Origin of the sequence: Pacificitalea manganoxidans (assembly GCF_002504165.1) — a bacterium.
Classification (GTDB): domain Bacteria; phylum Pseudomonadota; class Alphaproteobacteria; order Rhodobacterales; family Rhodobacteraceae; genus Pacificitalea; species Pacificitalea manganoxidans.
On record NZ_CP021404.1, the window covers coordinates 1,576,147 to 1,595,721 of the forward strand.

Sequence of the window (19,575 nt, forward strand, 5' to 3'; positions counted from 1 at the left end):
CGCCGGCTTTTCACGACGCTGGCGTCTGCTCAAGGAACCACGGGCGGATCGGTGACAGGCGTTTGAAGACCGTGCTGGTCCGGGCCATCGGATCATCCGGCCTTGTGGGTTTTCCCGGCGCGCACCGCGACCGGCCCGAGAACCTCGCGCAGCTCGGCCTCGTTACGATAGCCGATTAGGATACCCGCCTTGGCTTCGCCCAGGCTTGGGTCACGGGCTGCGATCCAGGCGTCAGATCGCGTGGTGCGCTGCGACGTGCGGCGCGCCCAAGCGAAGAGCAGCTTTTCCATGCGGGCGCATTCCGCTTGATGCGCAGGATCGGCGCCGAGGTCGGTCAGTTCGTCAGGGTCATTTTGCAGGTCGAAGAGCATCGGGCGGAACCCTTCGGCGAAGATGTATTTCCAGCGCCCGTCGAACAGCATGGTCAGCTTGGCGTCCTTGACCGCGACTCCGAGGCGCTGGCGGACTCCACGCATGGAATAGTCGTATTCCGAGACCGCAACGTCACGCAGGCTGTCGGTCTGTCCGTGCAGCAGTGGCACCAACGAGTGGCCTTCGATGATATGCGGCACCGCCTCGCCGCCGAAATAGTCGAGGATCGTCGGCACCACGTCGATTGCCTCGACCAGCGCGGAAGATGTCTGCCCTCGGGCGGCATCGGCCTCGGCGCGTGGGTCGACCACGATCATTGGAATGCGGGCGGAAGCGTCGTGAAACAGTTCTTTTTCGCCCATCCAGTGATCGCCGAGGTAATCGCCGTGGTCGGAGGTGAAGATGATCATCGTCTCCTCGGTCAGACCCTGCGCGTCAAGGAAGGCCATCAACCGGCCCATCTGGTCGTCGATCTGTTTGATCAGGCCCATGTAGGCGGTCAGCACGCGGGTACGGGTGCCATCGTCGCAGAAGGCGCGGCTGACGCGTTCCTCCATGAAGGCGCCATAGACGGGATGGGGTTTTTCGCGCTCCGCCGCGCTGCGCACCGGGTCGAGATGCGTCTCGGGGCCGTACATGTCGTGATAGGGCGCGGGCACGATATAGGGCCAGTGCGGCTTGATGTAGCTCAGATGCAGGCACCAGGGCGTGTCCCCGGCCTCGCGGATGAAGTCCATCGCACGGGAGGTGATATAGGGGGTCTCGCTTTCTTCGTCGGCGGCGCGGGCGGGCTTGTCGGCGTTGTCCATGAACCAGCCGCTTAGGATGTTGCCGTCCTCGTCCTCGGCGCTGTTGGCCACCGTTTGCCAGGGGTTTTCATCGGGCCAGCCGCGCTTCTCCATGAACTGATCATAGGCCTCGTTGCGCGGATAGCGCGGGCCGTCGGGGTGCAAGCCGTCCTCGCGCTCATAGGGCTCGAAGCCGCATTCCGCGACCCGCACGCCGATTTCGCTGTCCGGCGCAAGGCCGAGGCGCTTCATCCCCTCGACATCGGCCGACATATGGGTCTTGCCACAAAGCGCCGTACGCACGCCCAGCGGGCGCAGATGGTCGCCAAGCGTCATCTCTCCCACCTTGAGCGGGATGTTGTTCCAGGTGGAGCCATGCGAGGCGACGTAGCGCCCGGTGTAGAAGGACATCCGCGACGGGCCACAGATCGGCGATTGCACGTAGGCACGGTCGAACAGCACCCCGCGTGCCGCAAGGGTGTCGATATTCGGCGTATGCAGATGCGGATGCCCGGTGCAGGACAGGTAGTCCCAGCGCAATTGGTCGCACATGATGAATAGAACGTTCTTGGTCATGATCGGGGCCTACCTGTTAGTCGGACCGGGGCGCTGCCGCCCCGGCCATTTGCCTGTTTACCCGCGTGCGACGTCGGGGATCGTTGCGCCAAGCTCTTCGAGCGCGCGCAGCGCGCCGGGGTGCAGCGGCATGTTGAGATCCGCCACTGCCGCTTCCGGCGTGATCGCCTTGAGCCAGGGTGCGCCGTCGCGCATCTCGGCCACGCCTTCGAAGAAGGTCTTGGTCATGTCGTAGATCATCGCTTCGTCAGCGGACTCGTTCGTGACGATGCCGACGGTGACGCGCAGGGTGGTCGCGTCCTCGTCGTTGACTTGGTTGTCGCCATAGACCCCCGCCGGCAGCGTGCCGAGACCGAAGCCCGGGCGGCTGACCAGTGCCTTGACCGCGTCGCTTTCCAGTTGATCTGCCGGAATGCCGAGGAAGCGGATCGGGTTGGTCACGGCGATCTGGGTCAGCACCGGGCTGGGCGCGTTCGTCGGATTGCAATACACATCGAGGTTGCCATCCTGGAACGAAGCAGCGGCGGCGTCCCAGCCGAGCTTGACTGCTTCGTAATCCTCGTCGGCCTTCAAGCCGGTGACAGCCTCGAACAGGCGCACCATCGTCGAAAAGGCAGCACTGCCCGGAGGTCCAAGGAAGACCCGCTTGCCCTTGACCTGATCCAGCGAGGTGATGCCCGAAGAGTCGTAAACCGCAATGTGATAGACGCCCATCGGGAAGTTCAGCACGGCGCGGAGCTTCTTGGACAGTTCCGGCGCCTGGTCCATCTTCTCGAACATTGCACTCTGGTTCGCCATCAGTGCATGCAGCGCGGGCGAGGACATGCAGAACGCGGTTTTGCCCATCGCCACTTCCAGCACGTGTCGGGTAGCGGCGCCGGTGGCGTTGATCTGGATCTCGTAGTCCCGCAGGTCGCGGTTGATGATATTGGCGAAGGTGGTCATCACCAGGTTCGGGCTGCTGCCCGGCCCCAGCGTCGACATGCGCAGTAGTTCCTTGGCCAGCGCGGCGCGGGGCAGCATGGCCAGCGTCGCGGCGGCAGCGGTGCCGGCCAAGAGGCTCCGGCGGTTAAGAGTCGTGGTCTTCATGATGTTTTCTCCTCCATTGCGATCATGAAACTTGGTTCTTGGCGGTTATTTCCAATCGGTCGACGTACATCACCCCAACTGCAGCAGCGGCGGCGATCCACGAGACCAGCGGCCCGAAGAAGATCAGCGCACCGGCCAGTGCTAACCCCACCGGCGTCATGTAAGTCTTGCCGCGACGGGGATAGCAGGCGCGCGAGATCAGGATCGTGGCGAGCAGGACGAAAAGGATCGCCTGCGCCGAGTCTGCCAACGGGAACCCTGTCCCCAGCAACAGCGCGGGCTGGTAGATGAAGGCAAACGGGATCACGAAGCCGGGCACCGCCAGCCGCGAGGCTTCGAGGGCCGTGGCCATGGGGTTGGAGCCCGCGATTGGTGCAGCCGCAAAGGCGGCGAGCGCAACTGGCGGCGTAATTGCAGAGAGCACGCCAAAATAGAGCACAAACATGTGCGTGTGGACGATCGGCACGCCGAGTTTCTGCAGCGACGGACCCATAACGAGCACGATGATCAGATAGGCCGGCACCGTGGGCATCCCCATGCCGAGCAGAAGACAGGCAATGGCCATCAAAATCAGCGATATGATCAGTTGGTCTTCGGCAAGCCTCGACAGCAGCGAGGCGAAACGCAGCCCAACGCCGGTCAGGTTCAGCACGCCGATGACGATGCCCACGGCGCCGACGATGACCACGAGCTGGGCCGAGATCAGCCCCGCCGAACGGACGAATTTTATCCAGGCGGTGCCGTTGAACAGCAGGTCGGGACGCACGGCAAAGCCCAGCAGCGCGGCCAGCGTGACACCGACAAAGCCGGCATAGGCGGGCGACGAACCGCCAACCATGGTCACCACGATGCCCGCGAGGGCGAGGACAAAGATGCCCATCTGCACCAGTTCGCGCCAGTTGAAGGCGATCTTCGGGCGCGGCTCGTCGGCCAGATCCATATTGCGGGCCGCGCTGGAGATGGCGACGAAGAGGCCACCATAATAGAGCAGCGCGGGCACAGCAGCGGCGGCGCAGATGGTCAGATACGGAACGCTCGTCACGTCTGCCATGATGAAGGCCACGGCCCCCATGATCGGTGGCGTGATCTGGCCGCCGCTGGAGGCTGCGGATTCCACCGCAGCCGCAAACCGGGGCGAGAACCCGCGTTTCTTGATCAGCGGAATGGTGATAACCCCGGTGCCCACGACGTTGGCCACCGCAGAGCCCGAAATCGTCCCGAACAATCCGCTGGCCACCGTTGCCGCAGCGGCGGGGCCGGACCGCATCCGCCCGGTGGCGGCCATGGCAAGCCGCACCAGCACGAGGTCGATTGCCAGCAACTCAAGCAATGCGCCGAACACGATGAAGATCAGGATGGTCGAGACCACCGTCGCCAACGGGCGCCCAAAGACACCGTCAAAGGAATACCACAGCACGGTCATCAACTCTTCGGTCGAGATTCCGGCATGTCTTAGAAAACCCGGTGCCAGATGACCAAAGGCGCCGTAGGCTAACAGCAGACCGGCGACCACCGCCATAACCAGACCGACCGAGCGACGAGTCAGTTCGATCACCGCGATGAGGCCGAGAAATCCCATCCAGATGTCGGTCGAGGTCAGGAAGTAGAGCCCCGTCTCGATCTCCTCGGCGGCACGGAAGTATTGATAAACGCTCAGCGACAGGCAGATGGCAACGCCCGCCAGAAGCCCCCGGTCAAGAAGGCTGCCCGAACGGCCGGCCGCATACAGGATGAGCAGTAACCCGCCAACGAACAACATGCCGACCCGCAGGTAGGAATCCGAAAACACCCCGAAGACCGACACGTAGAACACAACCCCAACGACCACGAGTGACAGGCCGGTAACGGCATGAACTAGAAAGGCATTTCTTTTGTATTCCGACACAGCATCCTCCCCGATGTAACGCCCGTCGCTCAGCCTCCGATTCCCTGGTCGAAGCGCGGGGTGCATCACAAATCGCTATCGCGTCGCGGCATATTTTGCGAAAGTTCGTTACACTAGGTGAAACGGAGAGCTAGGGTGAAACTGAACAGATCCATCGAACGAGGACTGACGGTGCTTGAAGTCATTTACACGTCGGGCGCCACTTCGCTTGCATCTCTCGCAGCCCGCACAGGGTTGTCAAAGCCGACGTTGCTGCGGATCTGTGCGACGCTCGAACGCCGACGCTGGCTAACGCGCAGAAGCAGTGACGGGTACTATCAACTCGGATCTGCCTTCCCGCAGGCAGGCGGCATGCCGGACCTGGTCGACAGGCTCGTGGCCGTCAGCAAAGAGGAAATTGTCCGGCTTTCCGAGGCGACCGGGTTGGGCGTCGATCTTGCTGCTGCGATCGGAGCCGGCCGGACCGAAATTGTCGATAACACCCGGGTGTTTAAGAAGCATGGGGTTTACCCGGATTCGGTCGGGTTTCGTCCCTCGCCGATCTTTTCGGCGCTTGGGGCCGCGTATCTCTCGGGCCTCTCGGAGGGCGGACGGGCCGAGGCATTGAAAGAACTGATCCGACGACTGCCGCGGGAAGACGCCGCGGCCTTGGCCCAATTGCCGGCAACCCTGAAATCGATCTCGGAAAAGGGCTATGCCGCCCGCGCCCACGGACATTGGGGCCGGGCGGTGGATTATGGCGAGCTTCCGGCGGCTATTGCTGTGCCGATCCTGGCTGGCGCGGAAGTGATTGGCGCAATCAACCTGGTCTGGAATGCCGGCGATCAAACGGTCGACGTGGTCGCGAATAACCACCTTTCACGTCTTCAGGCGACAGCGGATACCATCGGTCAGCGATACGCAGGCCGTGGCTGACGCCACGGCTTGCCAATCTACAGAGCAGCGATAGATGCCGCGAAGCCGGTGATCTTCGACCTCGCAATGCGCACCGTCGACGACGGCAAGGCGACTTCGGTCGTTACGACCGATCAGCCCGCTCAGGCAACACGGTTCCGACGCAGGGACCGAAACCGACACGATAGCCATCTCCCTGTGCGTGACCATGCAATGCCAGGGTATCGCCGTCCTCGATGAAGGTGCGGGTCGCTCCCCCCTCGAGCGTGATCGGGTTCTTGCCGCCCCAGGTCATCTCCAAGAGCGAACCGAACGTGCCCTTTTCGGGTCCCGAGATCGTGCCCGAACCCAGCAGATCGCCAGTCCGCATCGCGCAACCGGACGAGGCGTGGTGCGCAAGTTGCTGCGCGGCAGAGTAGTACAGGGCGTTGTAGTTTGTGCGGCAGATCTCGGTCGGTTCCGCACCGGGCGCCGTCATGGTGACTGACAGGTCGATGTCATAGAGCATCGGTCCGGTGTCCTTGATATGCGGCAGAAGTTCCTTCTCACGCGGGGGTGTGTCGCAACGGAACGGTTCGAGCGCGGCCTTGGTGACCACCCAGGGGCTGATCGTAGTGGCGAAGGCCTTGGCCTGGAACGGCCCCAGCGGCTGATACTCCCAAGCCTGAATATCGCGCGCCGACCAGTCGTTGAGCAGCACGTAGCCGAAGATCATGTCGTCGGCCTGATCGACGCTGATGCGCTGGCCCATCTCGGTGGGCATGCCCACGACCGCGCCCATCTCCAACTCGATGTCGAGGCGTTGGCTGGGGCCAAAGCGTGGCTGGTCATCCTGCGGGCCTTTCAATTGACCCATTGGCCGGTGGAACTCGGTGCCCGAGACCACCACCGTCGAGGCACGGCCATTGTAGCCGATGGGAATATGCAGCCAGTTGGGCGGCAGCGCATTGGCCGGGTCGCGGAACAGCGAACCGACGTTGAAGGCGTGCTGACGGCCAGCGTAGAAATCGGTGTACTCGATCACGGTGAAGGGCAGGTGCAGGGTGACATTGCCCATGTCGTGGAGCGCGTCCCGCACCGCGTCGGTCTCGGCGCCGTCGCGCAGCAGATCGGTCAGCTTTTCGCGGACCTCGTTCCATGCCTGTTTGCCCTCGCCCATGAAGGTATTGAGCGCCGGTTCATCGAAGCCATGATCAGGCAGAAGACCCGCCTTTTGCAGCGCGGCAAGGTCCAGCACCTTGTCGCCGATGGCCGTCGCACAGCGGGGCGCGTCGCCTGCCGAGAAGACGCCAAACGGCAGGTTGTTCAGGGGAAACGGGCTTTCGGGGTCATTCGCGGTCTCGATCCAGGATCGGACAAGATCAGTCATAGGAATATCCTTCGTTAGTGTGCGTCGGGTTGATTTTCGGGGCGAGCCGCGTCGAATGCGGGCAGCGCCAGGCAGCGCGCCTCGATCTCGGTCAGCCGCGACAGGCCCGTGAGGTCGCAGCCCCAGCGGTGGGCATTGTAAAGTTGCGGCACGAGGCAGAGATCGGTCAGCCCAGGCGTATCGCCGAAGCAGAACTCCGTCTCCGGGTCGATCAATTGCGTAAAGGCGGTAAAGCCCTGCCGCATCCAGTGGTTCATCCAGGCCACGGTGTCATCCTGGCTGTGGCCCATCTCTTTGAGCCGCGCCACCACCCGCAGGTTGTTCACTGGATGCACATCGGCGGCAATGGTCAGCGCCGTTGCGCGCACCCTGGCCCGCTGAAGAGCATCCGAGGGCAAAAGCGCCGGATCGGGGTGGGTGTCCTCCAACCAGTCGAGAATGGCCATGGACTGGGTTAGCACCGTGCCATCCTCCAGCACCAGCGTCGGCACGCTTTGCCCCGGGTTCAGCGCTACGTAATCGCGCGCCTTGTGCGTTCCCGCCACCAGGTCGACTGGGACCGGCGCGTAAGCCAGCCCCTTGAGGTTCAAGGCGATCCGGACCCGGTAGGAGGTGGTCGACCGCCAATAGGTATAAAGCTTCATTTCTTGCCCGGCGTGCCGTCGAACTTCTTCTCGATGTCCTTCCAGCAGTCGATGTAGTCGTCCTGCAGCGGCGCTTCCTTGCCCGCGAACTGCGTCAGTTGCTGCGGGAAGCGGGTCTCGAACATGAAGGACATGGTGTTGTCGAGCTTCTCGGGCTTCAGGTCGGCGTTCGAGGCGCCCTCGAAGGCGTTGCGGTCCGGCCCGTGCGGCAGCATCATGTTATGCAGGCTGATGCCGCCCGGCACAAATCCTTGGGGTTTGGCATCGTACTGGCCATAGATATTGCCCATCATCTCGGACATGATGTTCTTGTGATACCACGGCGGACGGAAGGTATCTTCCATCACCATCCAGCGTTCACGGAACAGCACGAAGTCGATGTTGGCGGTGCCTTCCTGCCCCGAGGGCGCGGTTAGCACGGTAAAAATCGATGGATCGGGGTGGTCGAAAAGGATCGCGCCGACCGGACAGTAATTACGCAGGTCGTATTTATAAGGCGCGTAGTTGCCGTGCCAGGCGACGATGTCGAGCGGGCTCTGTCCGATCTTGGTGGTGTGGAACTGGCCGCACCATTTCACGGTGACGGTCGAGGGCACCTCGCGATCCTCGAAGGCCGCCACTGGCGCCTTGAAGTCGCGCGGGTTGGCCATGCAGTTGGCGCCGATGGGCCCGCGGCCGGGCAGCTCGAACTTCTGGCCGTAATTCTCGCAGACGAAACCTCGCGCCGGACCGTCTAGCAGTTCGACGCGGTAGACCAGCCCGCGCGGGATGATGGCGATTTCCTTGGGTTCAAGGTCGATGATCCCCAGCTCGGTGGCAAACCGCAGGCGGCCCTCCTGCGGCACAACGAGCATCTCGCTATCGGCGGAGAAGAAGTAGTCGTCGACCATCGACTCGGTGACCAGGTAGATGTGGCTCGCCATGCCGACTTGGGTATGCACATCGCCCGCAGTCGTCATGGTGCGCATGCCGGTGAGCCAGGTCAGCGGCTCGTCGGTGTGCGGCACCGGGTCCCAGCGATACTGCCCAAGGCTTGTCACTTCGGGGTGAATATCGGGGGCTGAGCGGAAATACGGCAGGTCGATCTTTTCGTAGCGGTGTGAGTGCTTGACCGAGGGCCGGATGCGATAGCACCAGGTGCGCTCCGGTCGCACATCGGTAAAGGCAGTGCCGGAAAGCTGTTCGCCGTAGAGCCCATAGTTGCACTTCTGCGGCGAGTTCATGCCTTGCGGCAGCGCACCGGGCAGCGCCTCGGTCTCGAAGTCATTACCAAAGCCCGGCATGTAGCCGGGGGTGGTGGTGATGCCCTCGGCCTGAATCAGGCCGGATTTATCAGGGGCGTTCATCGTGCGTCTCCTCAAGCTGTGCTGCCGGCGTTGTGACGGCCGTAGCTTCGCCCAATATTAAGGGTTGCTTGAGGGAGGCGTCGAAGCGCCGTTTCACCAAGTGAAACCTCGTGGTTGGAAGCAGATAAAACTATCAACGGGATGTGATCCCGATCATCCTCTGCTTTGGTGATGCGCAGCAGGCGCGACATGAATTCCACCGTCGCCTCGGGACCAAGTCCACGGGTTTCAGTGAGAGCTTACTGCGGTCGGGCGGGGTGAACTGGGTGGTGTCAGAGTTCAGCGCCCTATGCCGCCGCTAGAAAACCCTGAACGTGAGCCTGCTGTATCGCGTCGCAACCGGCCCGCTGAACCTCTTGATGGATAGATCCGGCATCAAATCTGAGGGTGAAGGCGAATGGAACGCCCGCAAGCATGGCGGCCCTAAGCGGCGCATTTGGCGCAAGATCCACATACGGATCGACGAGGAAACGCTGGAGGTGCGGGCAGTCGAGGTCACGACCAGCGACGTAGGCGATGCTCCCATGCTACCCGAGTTGTTGAATCGAGCTCCGCCTGACCAGAGCATCGGTTTGGTCACAGCCGATGGCGCCTATGATACCCGAAAATGCCATGACGCAATCGTCGCTAGCGGCGCTCACGCCATCATCCCACCCCGCAAAAATGCCAAGTCATGGAAACCGACGAGCCCTAGGGCCATCGCCAGAAATTAAGCGGTCAACGCGCGCGATACCTGGGCCGTGCCCTGGGGCGGCGATGGAGCGGATACCGCCGACGAAGCCGCGTCGAAAGCAAGATGCATTGCGTGAAACTCATGGGACAGCGCATCATGGCGCGGGGCTTCTACCGGCAGGTCGCGGAAATCAAAGTCCGCATCCCCGTGCTCAACCGCTACACCGTTCTTGGCATTCCTGTCACAGAGGCTGTGGGGCAAGTCCGTCCGGGGTTAGGGGAGGTGCGTTCCGATCTCGATTTGTGTAACAGGGCCTAGGAGATCGGCTCTAGGCGGGTCGCAGCTTCGGGGCTCACTAAGTGGTTCGGCGATTGCCGCTGAGCTGCAAGCCGGGGGCTGCGGCGGGTTGGGGCGTCACCTGCGACTTAAGACAAACGATCCGCCGCGTGCAATCCGTGGCCCGCCTACTGTTTATTCAAGCACATCACAGTCTCCTCGCGCTTTGTCGCGCTTCTCGGCAAGGCGCTTTGCCGCGACGTATTCGGAGGTGCCCCGCGGGAAACGGTGCTGGAAGAAATCAATGATCATCTCGTTTTCTTCCTCGGTGAAGACCTGATCTGAGCAAAGGGTCTCGATCAGCTCGCCGCTGCGAGCTTGGGACATTTTCGCGTAGTGTTTCTCCGTGATTTGCTCATTCGAGTGACCAAGGTTCATCGACCAAGCCTTTCGATGCTCCTGCGAGCGGCACATCGTGGCGCCGAGCGCTTTCAGCGTGTGTCTCGCCGCGTGCGGCGTGTAGGCCTTACCGAGCCGCGCCGAGGCCTTGGCAAAGGCGTTCTGCAATGGCTTGCTCGAAGCCAATGGCGCCACCGGGGCCGCGGCTGGGGCGCGCGTATGGAGGGACCTGCCATCGGGGAACAAGGCGTCTTGCGGCCTAAAGCCGAAGTATTTCAATTCCCGAACCCAGTTCAGGAAGACCTCTTGGAAGCGTTCCGTCCGCGGGAACCATTTGGCGCGATAGGTCTTGCCGTTCTTGGCAGGCACATCGCGCGCGTCCTGCAGGACTGACAGGCGATCGAGGTCAAGGTGCTTCAAGCGCAGCGCGGTAAGCGTGGCGGCCCGAAACCCTGAGATGAAGGCGAAGGCAACCATCGCTCGATCCCGGCGTTGCAGGATATGCGTCTGGGGCATCAAATCGACCATGTACCAGGCCTCTTCCAGCGTCGGGTATTCCTTGGGGCGCTGCTTGGATTGTGGTGCTGAGGCGCTGCGCGGCAGGGCGAGATAATCCCGGAGAGGGTAGGACGTAGGCCTCCTTGATGGCTGTGACTGGGTTTTCCCCGGTGCGGAAGCCCTTGGAGCGTGCCACGTCCAGCACGACCTTGATCCGCTGGGCCAAACGCCTGGCGGTTTCGTGTTCCTCTGTCCAGATCGGCGCAAGGCACATCATGACCTCGGGCTGACCAATGGCGTCGATCGGCATGCGTCCGATCTTGGGAAAAGCATAATCGCGCAGCGTGTTGATCCATTGCTGCCCGTGTTTTACGTTCTTCTAGGTGGGCATGCGGTCGATATGCACTTGCTGCGCCACCTGCTCGAAGCTGGGCACCTCCCGCTGCGCATTGAATCGCGGGTTCAGTCCTTGTTTCGCCATCCGCCGATATTCCAGCGCGCGTTCTCGGGCTTGGGGCAGAGACACCAGCTCCGCGCTGCCCAAGCCGAAATCCGTTCGGAGCGGGCCACCGTTTCTGTTTTTCTGCCCCTTGACCACCACGCGCACGATCCAGCGCCGTGCGCCTGTGGGATCGACCACAAGATAAAGGCCGTTGCCATCGCCATGACGCCCAGCGCCGAGGTTCTCCACCAGCTTCTTGGTCAGCTTTCCGGAAAGCGCCATCGTACTCGTACCACATTTCATACCACACAAGGAACGTCATCAGGCTGAACCGAAAGAAACCGAACGACAAGCAAATTGGGAAGAAAATCCTACAAAACCAATGAAAAAGGCCGCTCGCGGCGGCCCATTTAGATCGAACGAAATTGGTAGGTGGCGGAGACGAAGGGATTCGAACCCTCGAGACGGTTTCCCGCCTACTCCCTTAGCAGGGGAGCGCCTTCGACCACTCGGCCACGTCTCCGCCGACGCGTATAGTTGTGGGCCAATGGGGAAACAAGACGAAAATCCCGTGCTTTGGCAAATTTTGCCCCCCTGACGACACGGCATCTGTGGAGCGGTCGCAAGACGGTGTGTGGAAAATCTCTGCGTGTCGAGGCGCGGGGCTGGTAGGCTGCAGGGGATAGACGGAAGGACTCAGAGCGGTGGGGCGCAGGATGATGGGCGCAGGGCGGTGGGGACCATGACCGGGTATGACGGGGATATGGCAAGCAGCAGGGCAGACGGCACTGGGCGTCATACCCCTCCGCGTCTGGCGCCGCCGCCGTTGCACGGGGCGGCGCGTCGGGAGGATCAGTGCCGCTATTGCGGGCAGCAGGTCGCGCATGGGGCGCTTTGTGACGGTCTGACCTGCATGACGCGGGATCGCGCGGCGCGAGCCGAACAAGCGCGGCGGCATACGCAGGCTCAGGATGAGGCGCGCGGCGCACGGATCACTGCGCGTCTGAGCCCTTTGATTGCGGCCTTGCAGGCCGAGGGTCTGACCCCGCATCTGGTGCCCCATACCAGCGCGCGGGTGGTGCCTGTGCCCGTGCACCTGCGCGATGCCTATCTGCTGCGGCTCGATATGCTGTTGGCGGAGGTGTTCGGCCCTGAGGAGGAAACGCATCTCGCCGCCGCACGGGAAGATTTGGCAAAACGACAGGCCGCGGCGGAGGGCGCGGGGCAGGAGGTGGGCGTGCTGGCTTGTGTGGCGTGTCGTGGCATGTGCTGCGCGACCGGGCATGATGAGCTGGCCTTTACCGACGTGCCAACGCTTGCGCAGCAGCGTCTGCGCGACCCTGAACTAACTGCCGAGGCGCTCCGCGAACGCTACGTCGCCCGGCTGCCGGAACGGCATCTTCAGCGGGGCTGCGTATTTCAGGCCGAGATGGGATGCACATTGGATCGAAACGCCCGCGCGGCGATTTGCAATGAGTTCAGTTGCAGCCTGCGTCAGCGGATGATGGCCGGGGGTGCCTCGGCCAGTCGGGCGGTGGCGGTGGGCGCGTCTTTCAGCAACGACAATGACATAGCGCATGCGCCCGGACGAATGCGCCATGCGCGCTATGACGACGGGGCTATCGCGGTGGCGGAGGCGCCGGTGCCCGATCCCGCACCCTGAAAGCACCTGCGATGAAGAGGCGGGCCGCGCACCTTTTACACGTCGGCGCCTTGGCCGAGCGGGGGATCACAACCCGGCGGATCCCCTCCGATCCGTTTCAAAGCGGCAGAAATGAGTTGCAAGGCCCGCTGAAAAAGCGCATTCCAACCCGGCGACGTTTTTCGCTATCGACCACTGTTCTCCGTTTTCCGGCTCCCAGTTCGATCAAGCACTGACGGGCCAAGCTGCCGCACAACGCGGGCAGAGTTATCGGAAGGAACAGACGGATGGCCAACGGCACCGTGAAATGGTTCAACAGCACCAAAGGCTACGGCTTCATCGCGCCCGAGGGCGGCAGCAAGGACGTGTTCGTGCACATCTCCGCTCTGGAGCGTGCAGGCATCTCCCAGCTCGACGATGGCCAGAAGGTCTCCTTTGACATCGAGACCGGTCGCAACGGCAAAGAAGCCGCGACCAACCTGAAGCTCGAAGGCTAAGGTTTCGCGTCGGGCGGCGTCAGCCCCCGACCCCCGTTCCGCTTGCGCCGCGCCGGATGGCATGGCCTGCGGAACGCGGACGTGACAAAGCCCCGCCGGTCATTCGGCGGGGCTTATTTTTTGCCCGGTCTGCGGGTTTCCGCGCGACGGCCGTGATGTGGCGGGATCTTCTGCCTGCAACCGACCTTGCTGACCCGTGTGGTTGCCGCGCGATGGAGGGGCGGAGGTCAGGTGCCATCCGGGGCTGGCGGAACTGACATCCTCCAATTGCACCCGCGGGGCATGTCTCAGGTCTGGCAATGGCTCGCGGTCGATCCGAGCAATAGAGCAGGGCAGGGCCCGCTCCGCTCAGGCGTCGAAGCTGATCGCACAGACGATGCCATTCGGGCGATAGTCGAACTCCACTTGCGCGTCGATATCGACGGCCAGCACGCGGTTGATCATCTTGCTGCCAAAGCCATGATGCTGCGGCGGTGTGACAGAGGGCCCGTCCCGTTCCTGCCAGACAAGCCGCACGCGACCCGGGCTTACGACACCATGATCGAAATCGACCTGCACATATCCGCCCCGTTCGGACAAGGCGCCGTATTTCAGCGCGTTGGTGGTCAGTTCGTGGAGCGCCATCGAAAGGCTGCTGGCCTGCGCGGCGGACAGGGGCACGCTCGGCCCTGAGACGCGGAACCGTGTCGGGCCGCCGGCCTCTTCGGCGGTGAGCGCCAGCAGATCGCGCAGATCGGCCCCCTTCACGCCTTCGTCGGTCAGTACGTCATGGGCGCGCGACAGGGCGTGGAGACGTCCGATGAATTCGTCGCGCAGTTCCGAGGGCAGGCTTTGCCGGGCGATGCCCGAGACGACGGCGAGCGTGTTCTTGACCCGGTGCTTCATCTCGCCCATCGCGACCTGAAGCCGCCGCTCAACTTTGCGTCGCTGGGAGATGTCGCGCAGGATCACCGAATAGGATCTGCTTGGATCGGCGAGATCGTCGCTTTCAATCGGCACCACCGTGATTTCAAAATCATGGCCATGCGCGCCGCTTGGTTCCAGCACGGCTTCGGGCTCAGTCCGGCAAATTGCGACCGCATGGGTAAACCAGTCCGGGTGATCGGCGAAATGCACGATGTCGAGCACCGCACGGCCCATGACATCCTTGCCCGTGTGGCCGAACAGCCGCTCTGCGCTGCGGTTCCAGCTGCGGATCAGACCGGCATCGTCGACCCGCAGGATCGCATTGGGGGAACTGCGCACGATGGCGGCCAACTCATCCGCATGCTTCTGCGCGGTGCGTAGCTCGTCCTCGTAGACGCGGCGCTCGCGCATGTCGAAGATGGTGTAATCATAGCGGGTCGGGTTGCCCGACGCGTCATGGCGCGCGACCCCGCTCAGCAAAACCGGCAGCGGCGCGCCGCCCTGCACCCGTAACGCACAGGAGATTTCGCGCGCAAAGCCCTGAAGCTGCATCATTGGCGCGATATGGGTTTCGTAGAACAGCCGCCCCGGCAGGGTCATCAGGTCCGGCAGGCGCTGCAGGCTGTCATCGGCCACAGGCGACATGCCGGTCCAGCGATGCAGCGTTTCATTGGCATAGAGAAGCCGCCCCTCGGGATCGGTCAGCACGATCCCACACGGGGCATCGGCCACCAATTCGGCAAGAGCCTGATCCTGAGCGGCGGAGCCATCCTTGGCCATCACCCGGCCTCAAGGAAATCGCGCATCGCACCGACGACGTCGGCGGGCACTGTCATATGGGGGCAATGTCCATGGGCGTGCAGGACGGTCAGTTGTGCGCCGGGCACATGATCGCGCATCCACTCGGCAACCTGCATCGGCACCAGCGCGTCATTGTCGCAATGCAAGATCAGCGCCGGACGCACCGCGCCGGTAAAGGCCGCGCGCTGATCGGCAAAGAAGGTCGTGCGCCCGAAATGCTGGGCAATGGTGGGATCGGTGCGGCAGAAGCTTTGCGTTAAATCCTCGCTCGCCGGGGCCCCGGCGGGCGCGCCCGTCAGGGTGGGGGCCATTTGCGCCGACCAGCCCAGATGGTTCTCATCGAGAAAGGTGATCAGTTCCAGCATATCCTCGCGGGAGAAACCACCGCGATAGCCCGCCTCCGGATCGTCGAGGAACGACGGCGACGGCGACACAAAGATTAGCCGTGCCACCCGATCCGGCGCGCGGTTCGCGGCGAGGAGCGCAATCGTGGCCCCGATCGAGTGACCGACAAGGATCGCATTCGACAGATCGAGATCGTCAAGAATCTTTAGCAGATCGTCGGCATGGGCCTGCAAATCCTGATATCGCGCAGGGTCGTAGGCGGTGAGATCGGAACTGCCCATCCCGGTCAGATCGTAGGTGATTACGCGATGCGTCGTCTCGAAGGCCGGGGTGACCTGTTTCCACATCGATTTATCGCAGCCAAAGCCGTGCACAAAAACAATGGGTTGGCCATTCGCGAGGCCGGCGACGGAAACCTGATTGCGTTCGCGTATCATACCAGACCTTCCCGGCGACCGGGCTTTCATACCGGTCTCCTTTGAATTTAACGTATCTTGCGCTGTGGCGCTATGCCCGCCTGCGCCAAGATGCGGCCTCATGCGTGCGTCGGGGCGGTGCGGTCCACTTACCGGACAAGTGCGACCTAAGTCTAACGCGCGCATGGCCCGGTCAAGCGTTGTTTGTTCACTTTTTCAGTTGGTTGCAACTGACCTTGGTCCGAAACGGCTGGTTGGAGGGGCGGCGCTGACGGGACGCGGCGAACCAAACCTGCCGTAACGGCGTTACATGCTCAAGGCACAAGGAGACGAGCATGGCCTCGCGCGCAGTCTGGAAAGGACAGCTACGGCTGTCGCTGGTATCCATTCCGGTGGAGATACATTCGGCCACCAAAACGGGCGCACGCGTCAGCTTCCGCCAGATCCACGGGCCCAGCGGCAAACGGGTGCGCTATGAGAAAACCGTGCCCGGGATCGGTCCGGTCAAGGCCGGCGACATCCTCAAGGGCTATGAGCTGGGCGACGACGAATATCTCCTGCTGGAACCTGACGAGATCGACGCCATCAAGCTGGAAACCAAAAAGACGCTGGAGTTGGTCCAGTTCGTCGATTTCTGCGAAATTCCCCCGCTTTATTTCGACCGGCCCTATTACGTCGTGCCGACCGACGATCTGGCCGAGGATGCCTATCGCGTGGTGCGCGACGCGTTGCGCGGGGCCAAGAAGGTCGGCCTTGGGCAATTGACCATGCGTGGCAAGGAATACCTATGTGCGATCAAACCCTGTGGCGATGGGCTGCTGCTGGAAACCCTGCATTACGCCGATGAGATCCGCGAGGCCGATCCACTGTTTTCCGATATCGAGGATGAAGCCTCGGATGATGATCTGCTGTCGGTGGCGACCCAGTTGATCGAGCGGAAATCCGATCCGTTCGATGCCAGCATTTTTCAGGACCGCTATGATGCCGGGCTGCGCGAGTTGATCGAGCGCAAGCGCCGCAACAAAAAGACCCCGCGCGCCCGCACCGGTGATGACCGCAGCAGCGGGGGGGACGACAACGTCGTTGATCTGATGTCCGCGCTCAAGCAGAGCCTCGCCAAGGATAAGTCAGCGGGCAAGTCCGCGGCGAAAGGCACCTCCGGCAAATCCGGCACCAAGAGCAAATCGACCCCGGCGAAGCGCGGCTCCCGGTCGAAATCCGCGTAACATGGGGCGGCTCGACCGATATCTGGAGCGGCGCGATTTCAGCGCGACGCCGGAGCCATCGGATGCGGGGGCCGCGCCTGCGCTTGCCCTGCGCTACAGTATACAAAAACACGCCGCGACCCGCACGCATTTCGACCTGCGTCTGGAATGGGACGGGGCACTGCTAAGCTGGGCGGTCACCCGTGGTCCCTCGTTTCATCTGGGGGAGAAGCGACTGGCCGTGCGGACCGAAGATCACCCGATCTCCTATCTTGAATTCGAAGGCAATATTCCCGCGCGCCATTATGGGGCGGGTGCGGTGATGTTGTGGGATCTGGGCCATTGGGAGCCGCTGACCCCGGTGGATAAGGGGCTGCGCAAGGGCCATTTGGAGTTTCGTCTCCACGGTGTGCGTCTGTCGGGTGCGTGGCATTTGATCCGTATGAACACGAAGGAGAAACGCGAAAACTGGCTGCTGACGAAGCAGGAGGATGAGGTCGCAGGCCGCCGCGATCCGGTGACCCAGTATCGGCGGGGCGTCACCAGCCGCCGCAGTCTGGCGGAGATACGCAAGGACGCGCCGCCCGTTGATCTGCGCGAGGGCAAGCGCCCGCGCTTTGCCAAGCCGCAATTGGCGACCCTGAGCGATACGCTGCCCGAGGGGGATGCGTGGTGGCATGAACTGAAATTCGACGGCTATCGCGGCATGGTGGCCTTGGGGCAGGGCGGTCCAAAGGCGTATACCCGCAATGGCAAGGATTGGTCGGACCGTTTCGCCAGCCTGCTGCCCGCCTTTGACGATCTGCCATGTGACAGTGCGTTGATCGACGGGGAAATCGTGGCGGGCGCTGGGATTCAGGGGTTTTCCGCCTTGCAGGATGCGCTGAAGACAGGCGGTCCGTTCCGGTTCTATGCCTTCGATCTGCTGGAGCGTGACGGCAAGGATCTGACCGGCGCACCTTTGACAGACCGCCGTGCCGAATTGGAGGATCTGTGGCGCGGCATGTCTCCACTGGGCCGCGTGCAGCTATCCCCCATCATCGAACGCCGCCCCGAACAGGTCTTCGGCGATATTTGCTCGGCCGGGGGGGAGGGGCTGATCTCCAAACGGATCGACGCGCCCTATCGCCATAGCCGCACCAAGGACTGGCTGAAGGTGAAATGCGAGTTGCGGGACGAGTTCGTCATTCTGGGCTGGCAACCCAGCGACAAACGCGGGCGTCCGTTTGCCTCGCTGCTGTTGGGGGCCAATGCCGGGGGGGAAATGCGCTATGTCGGTAAGGTCGGCACAGGCTTCTCCGAGGATGACATGGACAGGCTGATCCGCGCCATGCGGCCCCTCAGCCGAAAAACCCCACCGGCGGAGGCCGACCCGGCCGATACCCGCGATGCGCAATGGATCACGCCACGGCTGGTGGCGGAGGTGCAATATGCCGAGCGCACGGCCAACGGGCTGTTGCGGCACGCCCGCTATCTGGGCCTGCGCGAAGACAAACCCGCCAAGGATGTGGAGATCGACAATGACCGCAGCACGGAGGCCGTAATGGATACGGATGCAGGGCAATCCGCAGACAAGCTGACCGTCGCTGGCCTGCGTATCAGCAGCGGCGACCGTGTGGTCTACCCGGATGCCGGCATCACCAAGGCGCAGGTCGCGGAATATTACGCGGCTTTGGCGGACCGCATCCTGCCCTTTGCCGCCGATCGCCCGCTATCCCTGCTGCGTCTGCCCGAAGGGCTAAAGGGAGAGACGTTTTTTCAAAAGCACGCGGGCAAGGGCTTCCCTGACGCGTTGCGCGAAATGGCGTTGGAGGAATCCGATGGGGGGACCGCCAGTTACATGTATGTCACCGATGCTGCGGGGTTGGTGGGCGCTGCGCAAATGGGGGCGCTGGAATTGCACATATGGGGCAGTCGCCGCGACAGGCTCGACCGACCGGATCGCATGGTGTTCGACCTCGACCCCGATCCGGGGCTTGGCTTTGCCGATGTGACCGCGGCGGCCTCCGATCTGCGCGACCGGTTGGAGGCGCTGGGCCTGCCAAGCTGGCCTTTGCTGTCGGGCGGCAAGGGGGTGCATGTGGTCGTGCCGCTGCGCCGTGTCGCGGGCTGGGACACGGTCAAGCTATACGCGCGCATATTCGCCACGCTGCTGGCCTCCGAAGAGCCCGACCGTTTCGTCGCCACCATGTCAAAGGCCAAGCGCAAGGGCCGCATCTTTATCGACTGGCTGCGCAATGAACGCGGCGCCACGGCGATTGCGCCGTATTCCTTGCGCGCGCGGGCTGGAGCGCCCGTTGCGGTGCCGGTCCGCTGGGACGACTTGCGTGGCTATGACAGCGCACAGGTGTTCGACCTGCCCCGCGTGCAGGCAGGCGACATCCCCGATCCGGAATTGCCCGATCCGGGGAGCCTGACCGAGCCGCGCATCTCCGCGCTCGAAGCGGCGCTTGCCACCGCGCAGGAGGCGGACGACTAAGCGCTGATCTGGCTGGGGCAGGTCAGGCTGTGC

General features: G+C 62.9%; 16 protein-coding genes, 1 tRNA gene and 2 pseudogenes. 6 read left to right on the forward strand and 13 right to left on the reverse strand.

The genetic code is table 11. The annotated features are described in order from the left end of the window. Positions 1-92 precede the first annotated feature (92 nt). From CBW24_RS07140 to CBW24_RS07150, 3 genes are read right to left on the reverse strand one after another with little or no spacing between them, the layout of a single operon-like run. Positions 93-1,736, reverse strand: coding sequence for an alkaline phosphatase family protein (locus tag CBW24_RS07140; RefSeq protein ID WP_097373133.1), 1,644 nt, complete (start codon positions 1,734-1,736; stop codon positions 93-95). A gap of 57 nt (positions 1,737-1,793) precedes the next feature. After that, positions 1,794-2,825, reverse strand: coding sequence for a TAXI family TRAP transporter solute-binding subunit (locus CBW24_RS07145; protein ID WP_097373134.1), 1,032 nt, complete (start codon positions 2,823-2,825; stop codon positions 1,794-1,796). A 22-nt stretch (positions 2,826-2,847) separates the two neighbouring features. Further along, the gene (locus CBW24_RS07150; RefSeq protein ID WP_232530255.1) at positions 2,848-4,710 is read right to left on the reverse strand and encodes a TRAP transporter permease; all 1,863 of its coding nucleotides are present in this window, start codon (positions 4,708-4,710) and stop codon (positions 2,848-2,850) included. A 135-nt stretch (positions 4,711-4,845) separates the two neighbouring features. Between CBW24_RS07150 and CBW24_RS07155 the strand changes: the two genes are divergently transcribed. Continuing rightward, positions 4,846-5,625, forward strand: coding sequence for an IclR family transcriptional regulator (locus CBW24_RS07155; protein ID WP_097373136.1), 780 nt, complete (start codon positions 4,846-4,848; stop codon positions 5,623-5,625). A gap of 103 nt (positions 5,626-5,728) precedes the next feature. Here the strand turns inward: CBW24_RS07155 and fahA are convergent, their stop codons facing one another. From fahA to CBW24_RS18500, 4 genes are read right to left on the reverse strand one after another with little or no spacing between them, the layout of a single operon-like run. After that, the gene (gene fahA, locus CBW24_RS07160) at positions 5,729-6,973 is read right to left on the reverse strand and encodes a fumarylacetoacetase (RefSeq protein ID WP_097373137.1); all 1,245 of its coding nucleotides are present in this window, start codon (positions 6,971-6,973) and stop codon (positions 5,729-5,731) included. A gap of 14 nt (positions 6,974-6,987) precedes the next feature. Further along, a complete protein-coding gene (maiA, locus tag CBW24_RS07165; protein ID WP_097373138.1) occupies positions 6,988-7,617 on the reverse strand; it encodes a maleylacetoacetate isomerase in 630 nt (209 codons plus the stop codon). Next, positions 7,614-8,963, reverse strand: a complete 1,350-nt coding sequence (hmgA, locus tag CBW24_RS07170; protein WP_097373139.1) for a homogentisate 1,2-dioxygenase — start codon at positions 8,961-8,963, stop codon at positions 7,614-7,616. Before hmgA ends, maiA begins: the two co-directional genes overlap by 4 nt. Positions 8,964-8,974: 11 nt before the next feature. Further along, positions 8,975-9,154, reverse strand: coding sequence for a hypothetical protein (locus CBW24_RS18500; protein WP_198405279.1), 180 nt, complete (start codon positions 9,152-9,154; stop codon positions 8,975-8,977). Positions 9,155-9,178: 24 nt separating this feature from the next. Here CBW24_RS18500 and CBW24_RS07175 point away from each other — a divergent pair. Then, positions 9,179-9,954: pseudogene (locus CBW24_RS07175) on the forward strand (IS5 family transposase); the annotation flags it as partial. Positions 9,955-10,107: 153 nt separating this feature from the next. Here the strand turns inward: CBW24_RS07175 and CBW24_RS07180 are convergent. The 4 genes and pseudogenes from CBW24_RS07180 to CBW24_RS07190 form a co-directional block, all read right to left on the reverse strand. Further along, positions 10,108-10,830 (reverse strand): tyrosine-type recombinase/integrase, encoded by a 723-nt coding sequence (locus CBW24_RS07180; protein ID WP_374708996.1) that lies wholly within the window; start codon positions 10,828-10,830, stop codon positions 10,108-10,110. After that, positions 10,718-11,173, reverse strand: a pseudogene (locus CBW24_RS18810) (phage integrase central domain-containing protein); the annotation flags it as partial. The gene CBW24_RS07180 and the pseudogene CBW24_RS18810, both read right to left, overlap by 113 nt. A 15-nt stretch (positions 11,174-11,188) precedes the next feature. Continuing rightward, complete coding sequence (locus CBW24_RS18615; protein ID WP_232530257.1) at positions 11,189-11,533, reverse strand: Arm DNA-binding domain-containing protein; 345 nt, start codon at positions 11,531-11,533, stop codon at positions 11,189-11,191. A 151-nt stretch (positions 11,534-11,684) separates the two neighbouring features. Next, positions 11,685-11,774: transfer RNA gene (locus CBW24_RS07190), tRNA-Ser, on the reverse strand. 219 nt (positions 11,775-11,993) lie between these two features. On the opposite strand from CBW24_RS07190, the gene CBW24_RS07195 reads away from it, so the two are divergent. Together CBW24_RS07195 and CBW24_RS07200 are read left to right on the forward strand one after the other, a co-directional pair. Next, entirely contained in the window at positions 11,994-12,914 is a 921-nt protein-coding gene (locus CBW24_RS07195) for a hypothetical protein (protein ID WP_097373141.1), read from the forward strand. Positions 12,915-13,180: 266 nt separating this feature from the next. Further along, complete coding sequence (locus tag CBW24_RS07200) at positions 13,181-13,390, forward strand: cold-shock protein (protein WP_088663907.1); 210 nt, start codon at positions 13,181-13,183, stop codon at positions 13,388-13,390. A 348-nt stretch (positions 13,391-13,738) separates the two neighbouring features. On the opposite strand, the gene CBW24_RS07205 is transcribed toward CBW24_RS07200, so the two are convergent. Both CBW24_RS07205 and CBW24_RS07210 read right to left on the reverse strand, forming a co-directional pair. Further along, complete coding sequence (locus tag CBW24_RS07205) at positions 13,739-15,076, reverse strand: sensor histidine kinase (protein WP_097373142.1); 1,338 nt, start codon at positions 15,074-15,076, stop codon at positions 13,739-13,741. Then, the gene (locus CBW24_RS07210; RefSeq protein WP_097373143.1) at positions 15,076-15,879 is read right to left on the reverse strand and encodes an alpha/beta fold hydrolase; all 804 of its coding nucleotides are present in this window, start codon (positions 15,877-15,879) and stop codon (positions 15,076-15,078) included. Before CBW24_RS07210 ends, CBW24_RS07205 begins: the two co-directional genes overlap by 1 nt. Positions 15,880-16,193: 314 nt before the next feature. Between CBW24_RS07210 and ku the strand changes: the two genes are divergently transcribed. Further along, complete coding sequence (gene ku / locus CBW24_RS07215) at positions 16,194-17,084, forward strand: non-homologous end joining protein Ku (protein WP_097373144.1); 891 nt, start codon at positions 16,194-16,196, stop codon at positions 17,082-17,084. 1 nt (position 17,085) lies between these two features. Beyond that, complete coding sequence (gene ligD, locus CBW24_RS07220) at positions 17,086-19,542, forward strand: DNA ligase D (RefSeq protein ID WP_097373145.1); 2,457 nt, start codon at positions 17,086-17,088, stop codon at positions 19,540-19,542. Positions 19,543-19,575 lie beyond the last annotated feature (33 nt).

Excerpts from the sequence above, each read along its gene's own strand:
- CBW24_RS07140 (WP_097373133.1), bottom strand. The coding sequence starts at position 1,736 with ATGACCAAGAACGTTCTATTCATCATGTGCGACCAATTGCGCTGGGAC.
- CBW24_RS07145 (WP_097373134.1), bottom strand. The coding sequence starts at position 2,825 with ATGAAGACCACGACTCTTAACCGCCGGAGCCTCTTGGCCGGCACCGCT.
- fahA (WP_097373137.1), bottom strand. The coding sequence starts at position 6,973 with ATGACTGATCTTGTCCGATCCTGGATCGAGACCGCGAATGACCCCGAA.
- maiA (WP_097373138.1), bottom strand. The coding sequence starts at position 7,617 with ATGAAGCTTTATACCTATTGGCGGTCGACCACCTCCTACCGGGTCCGG.
- hmgA (WP_097373139.1), bottom strand. The coding sequence starts at position 8,963 with ATGAACGCCCCTGATAAATCCGGCCTGATTCAGGCCGAGGGCATCACC.
- CBW24_RS18500 (WP_198405279.1), bottom strand. The coding sequence starts at position 9,154 with ATGTCGCGCCTGCTGCGCATCACCAAAGCAGAGGATGATCGGGATCAC.
- CBW24_RS18615 (WP_232530257.1), bottom strand. The coding sequence starts at position 11,533 with ATGGCGCTTTCCGGAAAGCTGACCAAGAAGCTGGTGGAGAACCTCGGC.
- CBW24_RS07195 (WP_097373141.1), top strand. The coding sequence starts at position 11,994 with ATGACCGGGTATGACGGGGATATGGCAAGCAGCAGGGCAGACGGCACT.
- CBW24_RS07200 (WP_088663907.1), top strand. The coding sequence starts at position 13,181 with ATGGCCAACGGCACCGTGAAATGGTTCAACAGCACCAAAGGCTACGGC.
- CBW24_RS07205 (WP_097373142.1), bottom strand. The coding sequence starts at position 15,076 with ATGGCCAAGGATGGCTCCGCCGCTCAGGATCAGGCTCTTGCCGAATTG.
- CBW24_RS07210 (WP_097373143.1), bottom strand. The coding sequence starts at position 15,879 with ATGATACGCGAACGCAATCAGGTTTCCGTCGCCGGCCTCGCGAATGGC.
- ku (WP_097373144.1), top strand. The coding sequence starts at position 16,194 with ATGGCCTCGCGCGCAGTCTGGAAAGGACAGCTACGGCTGTCGCTGGTA.
- ligD (WP_097373145.1), top strand. The coding sequence starts at position 17,086 with ATGGGGCGGCTCGACCGATATCTGGAGCGGCGCGATTTCAGCGCGACG.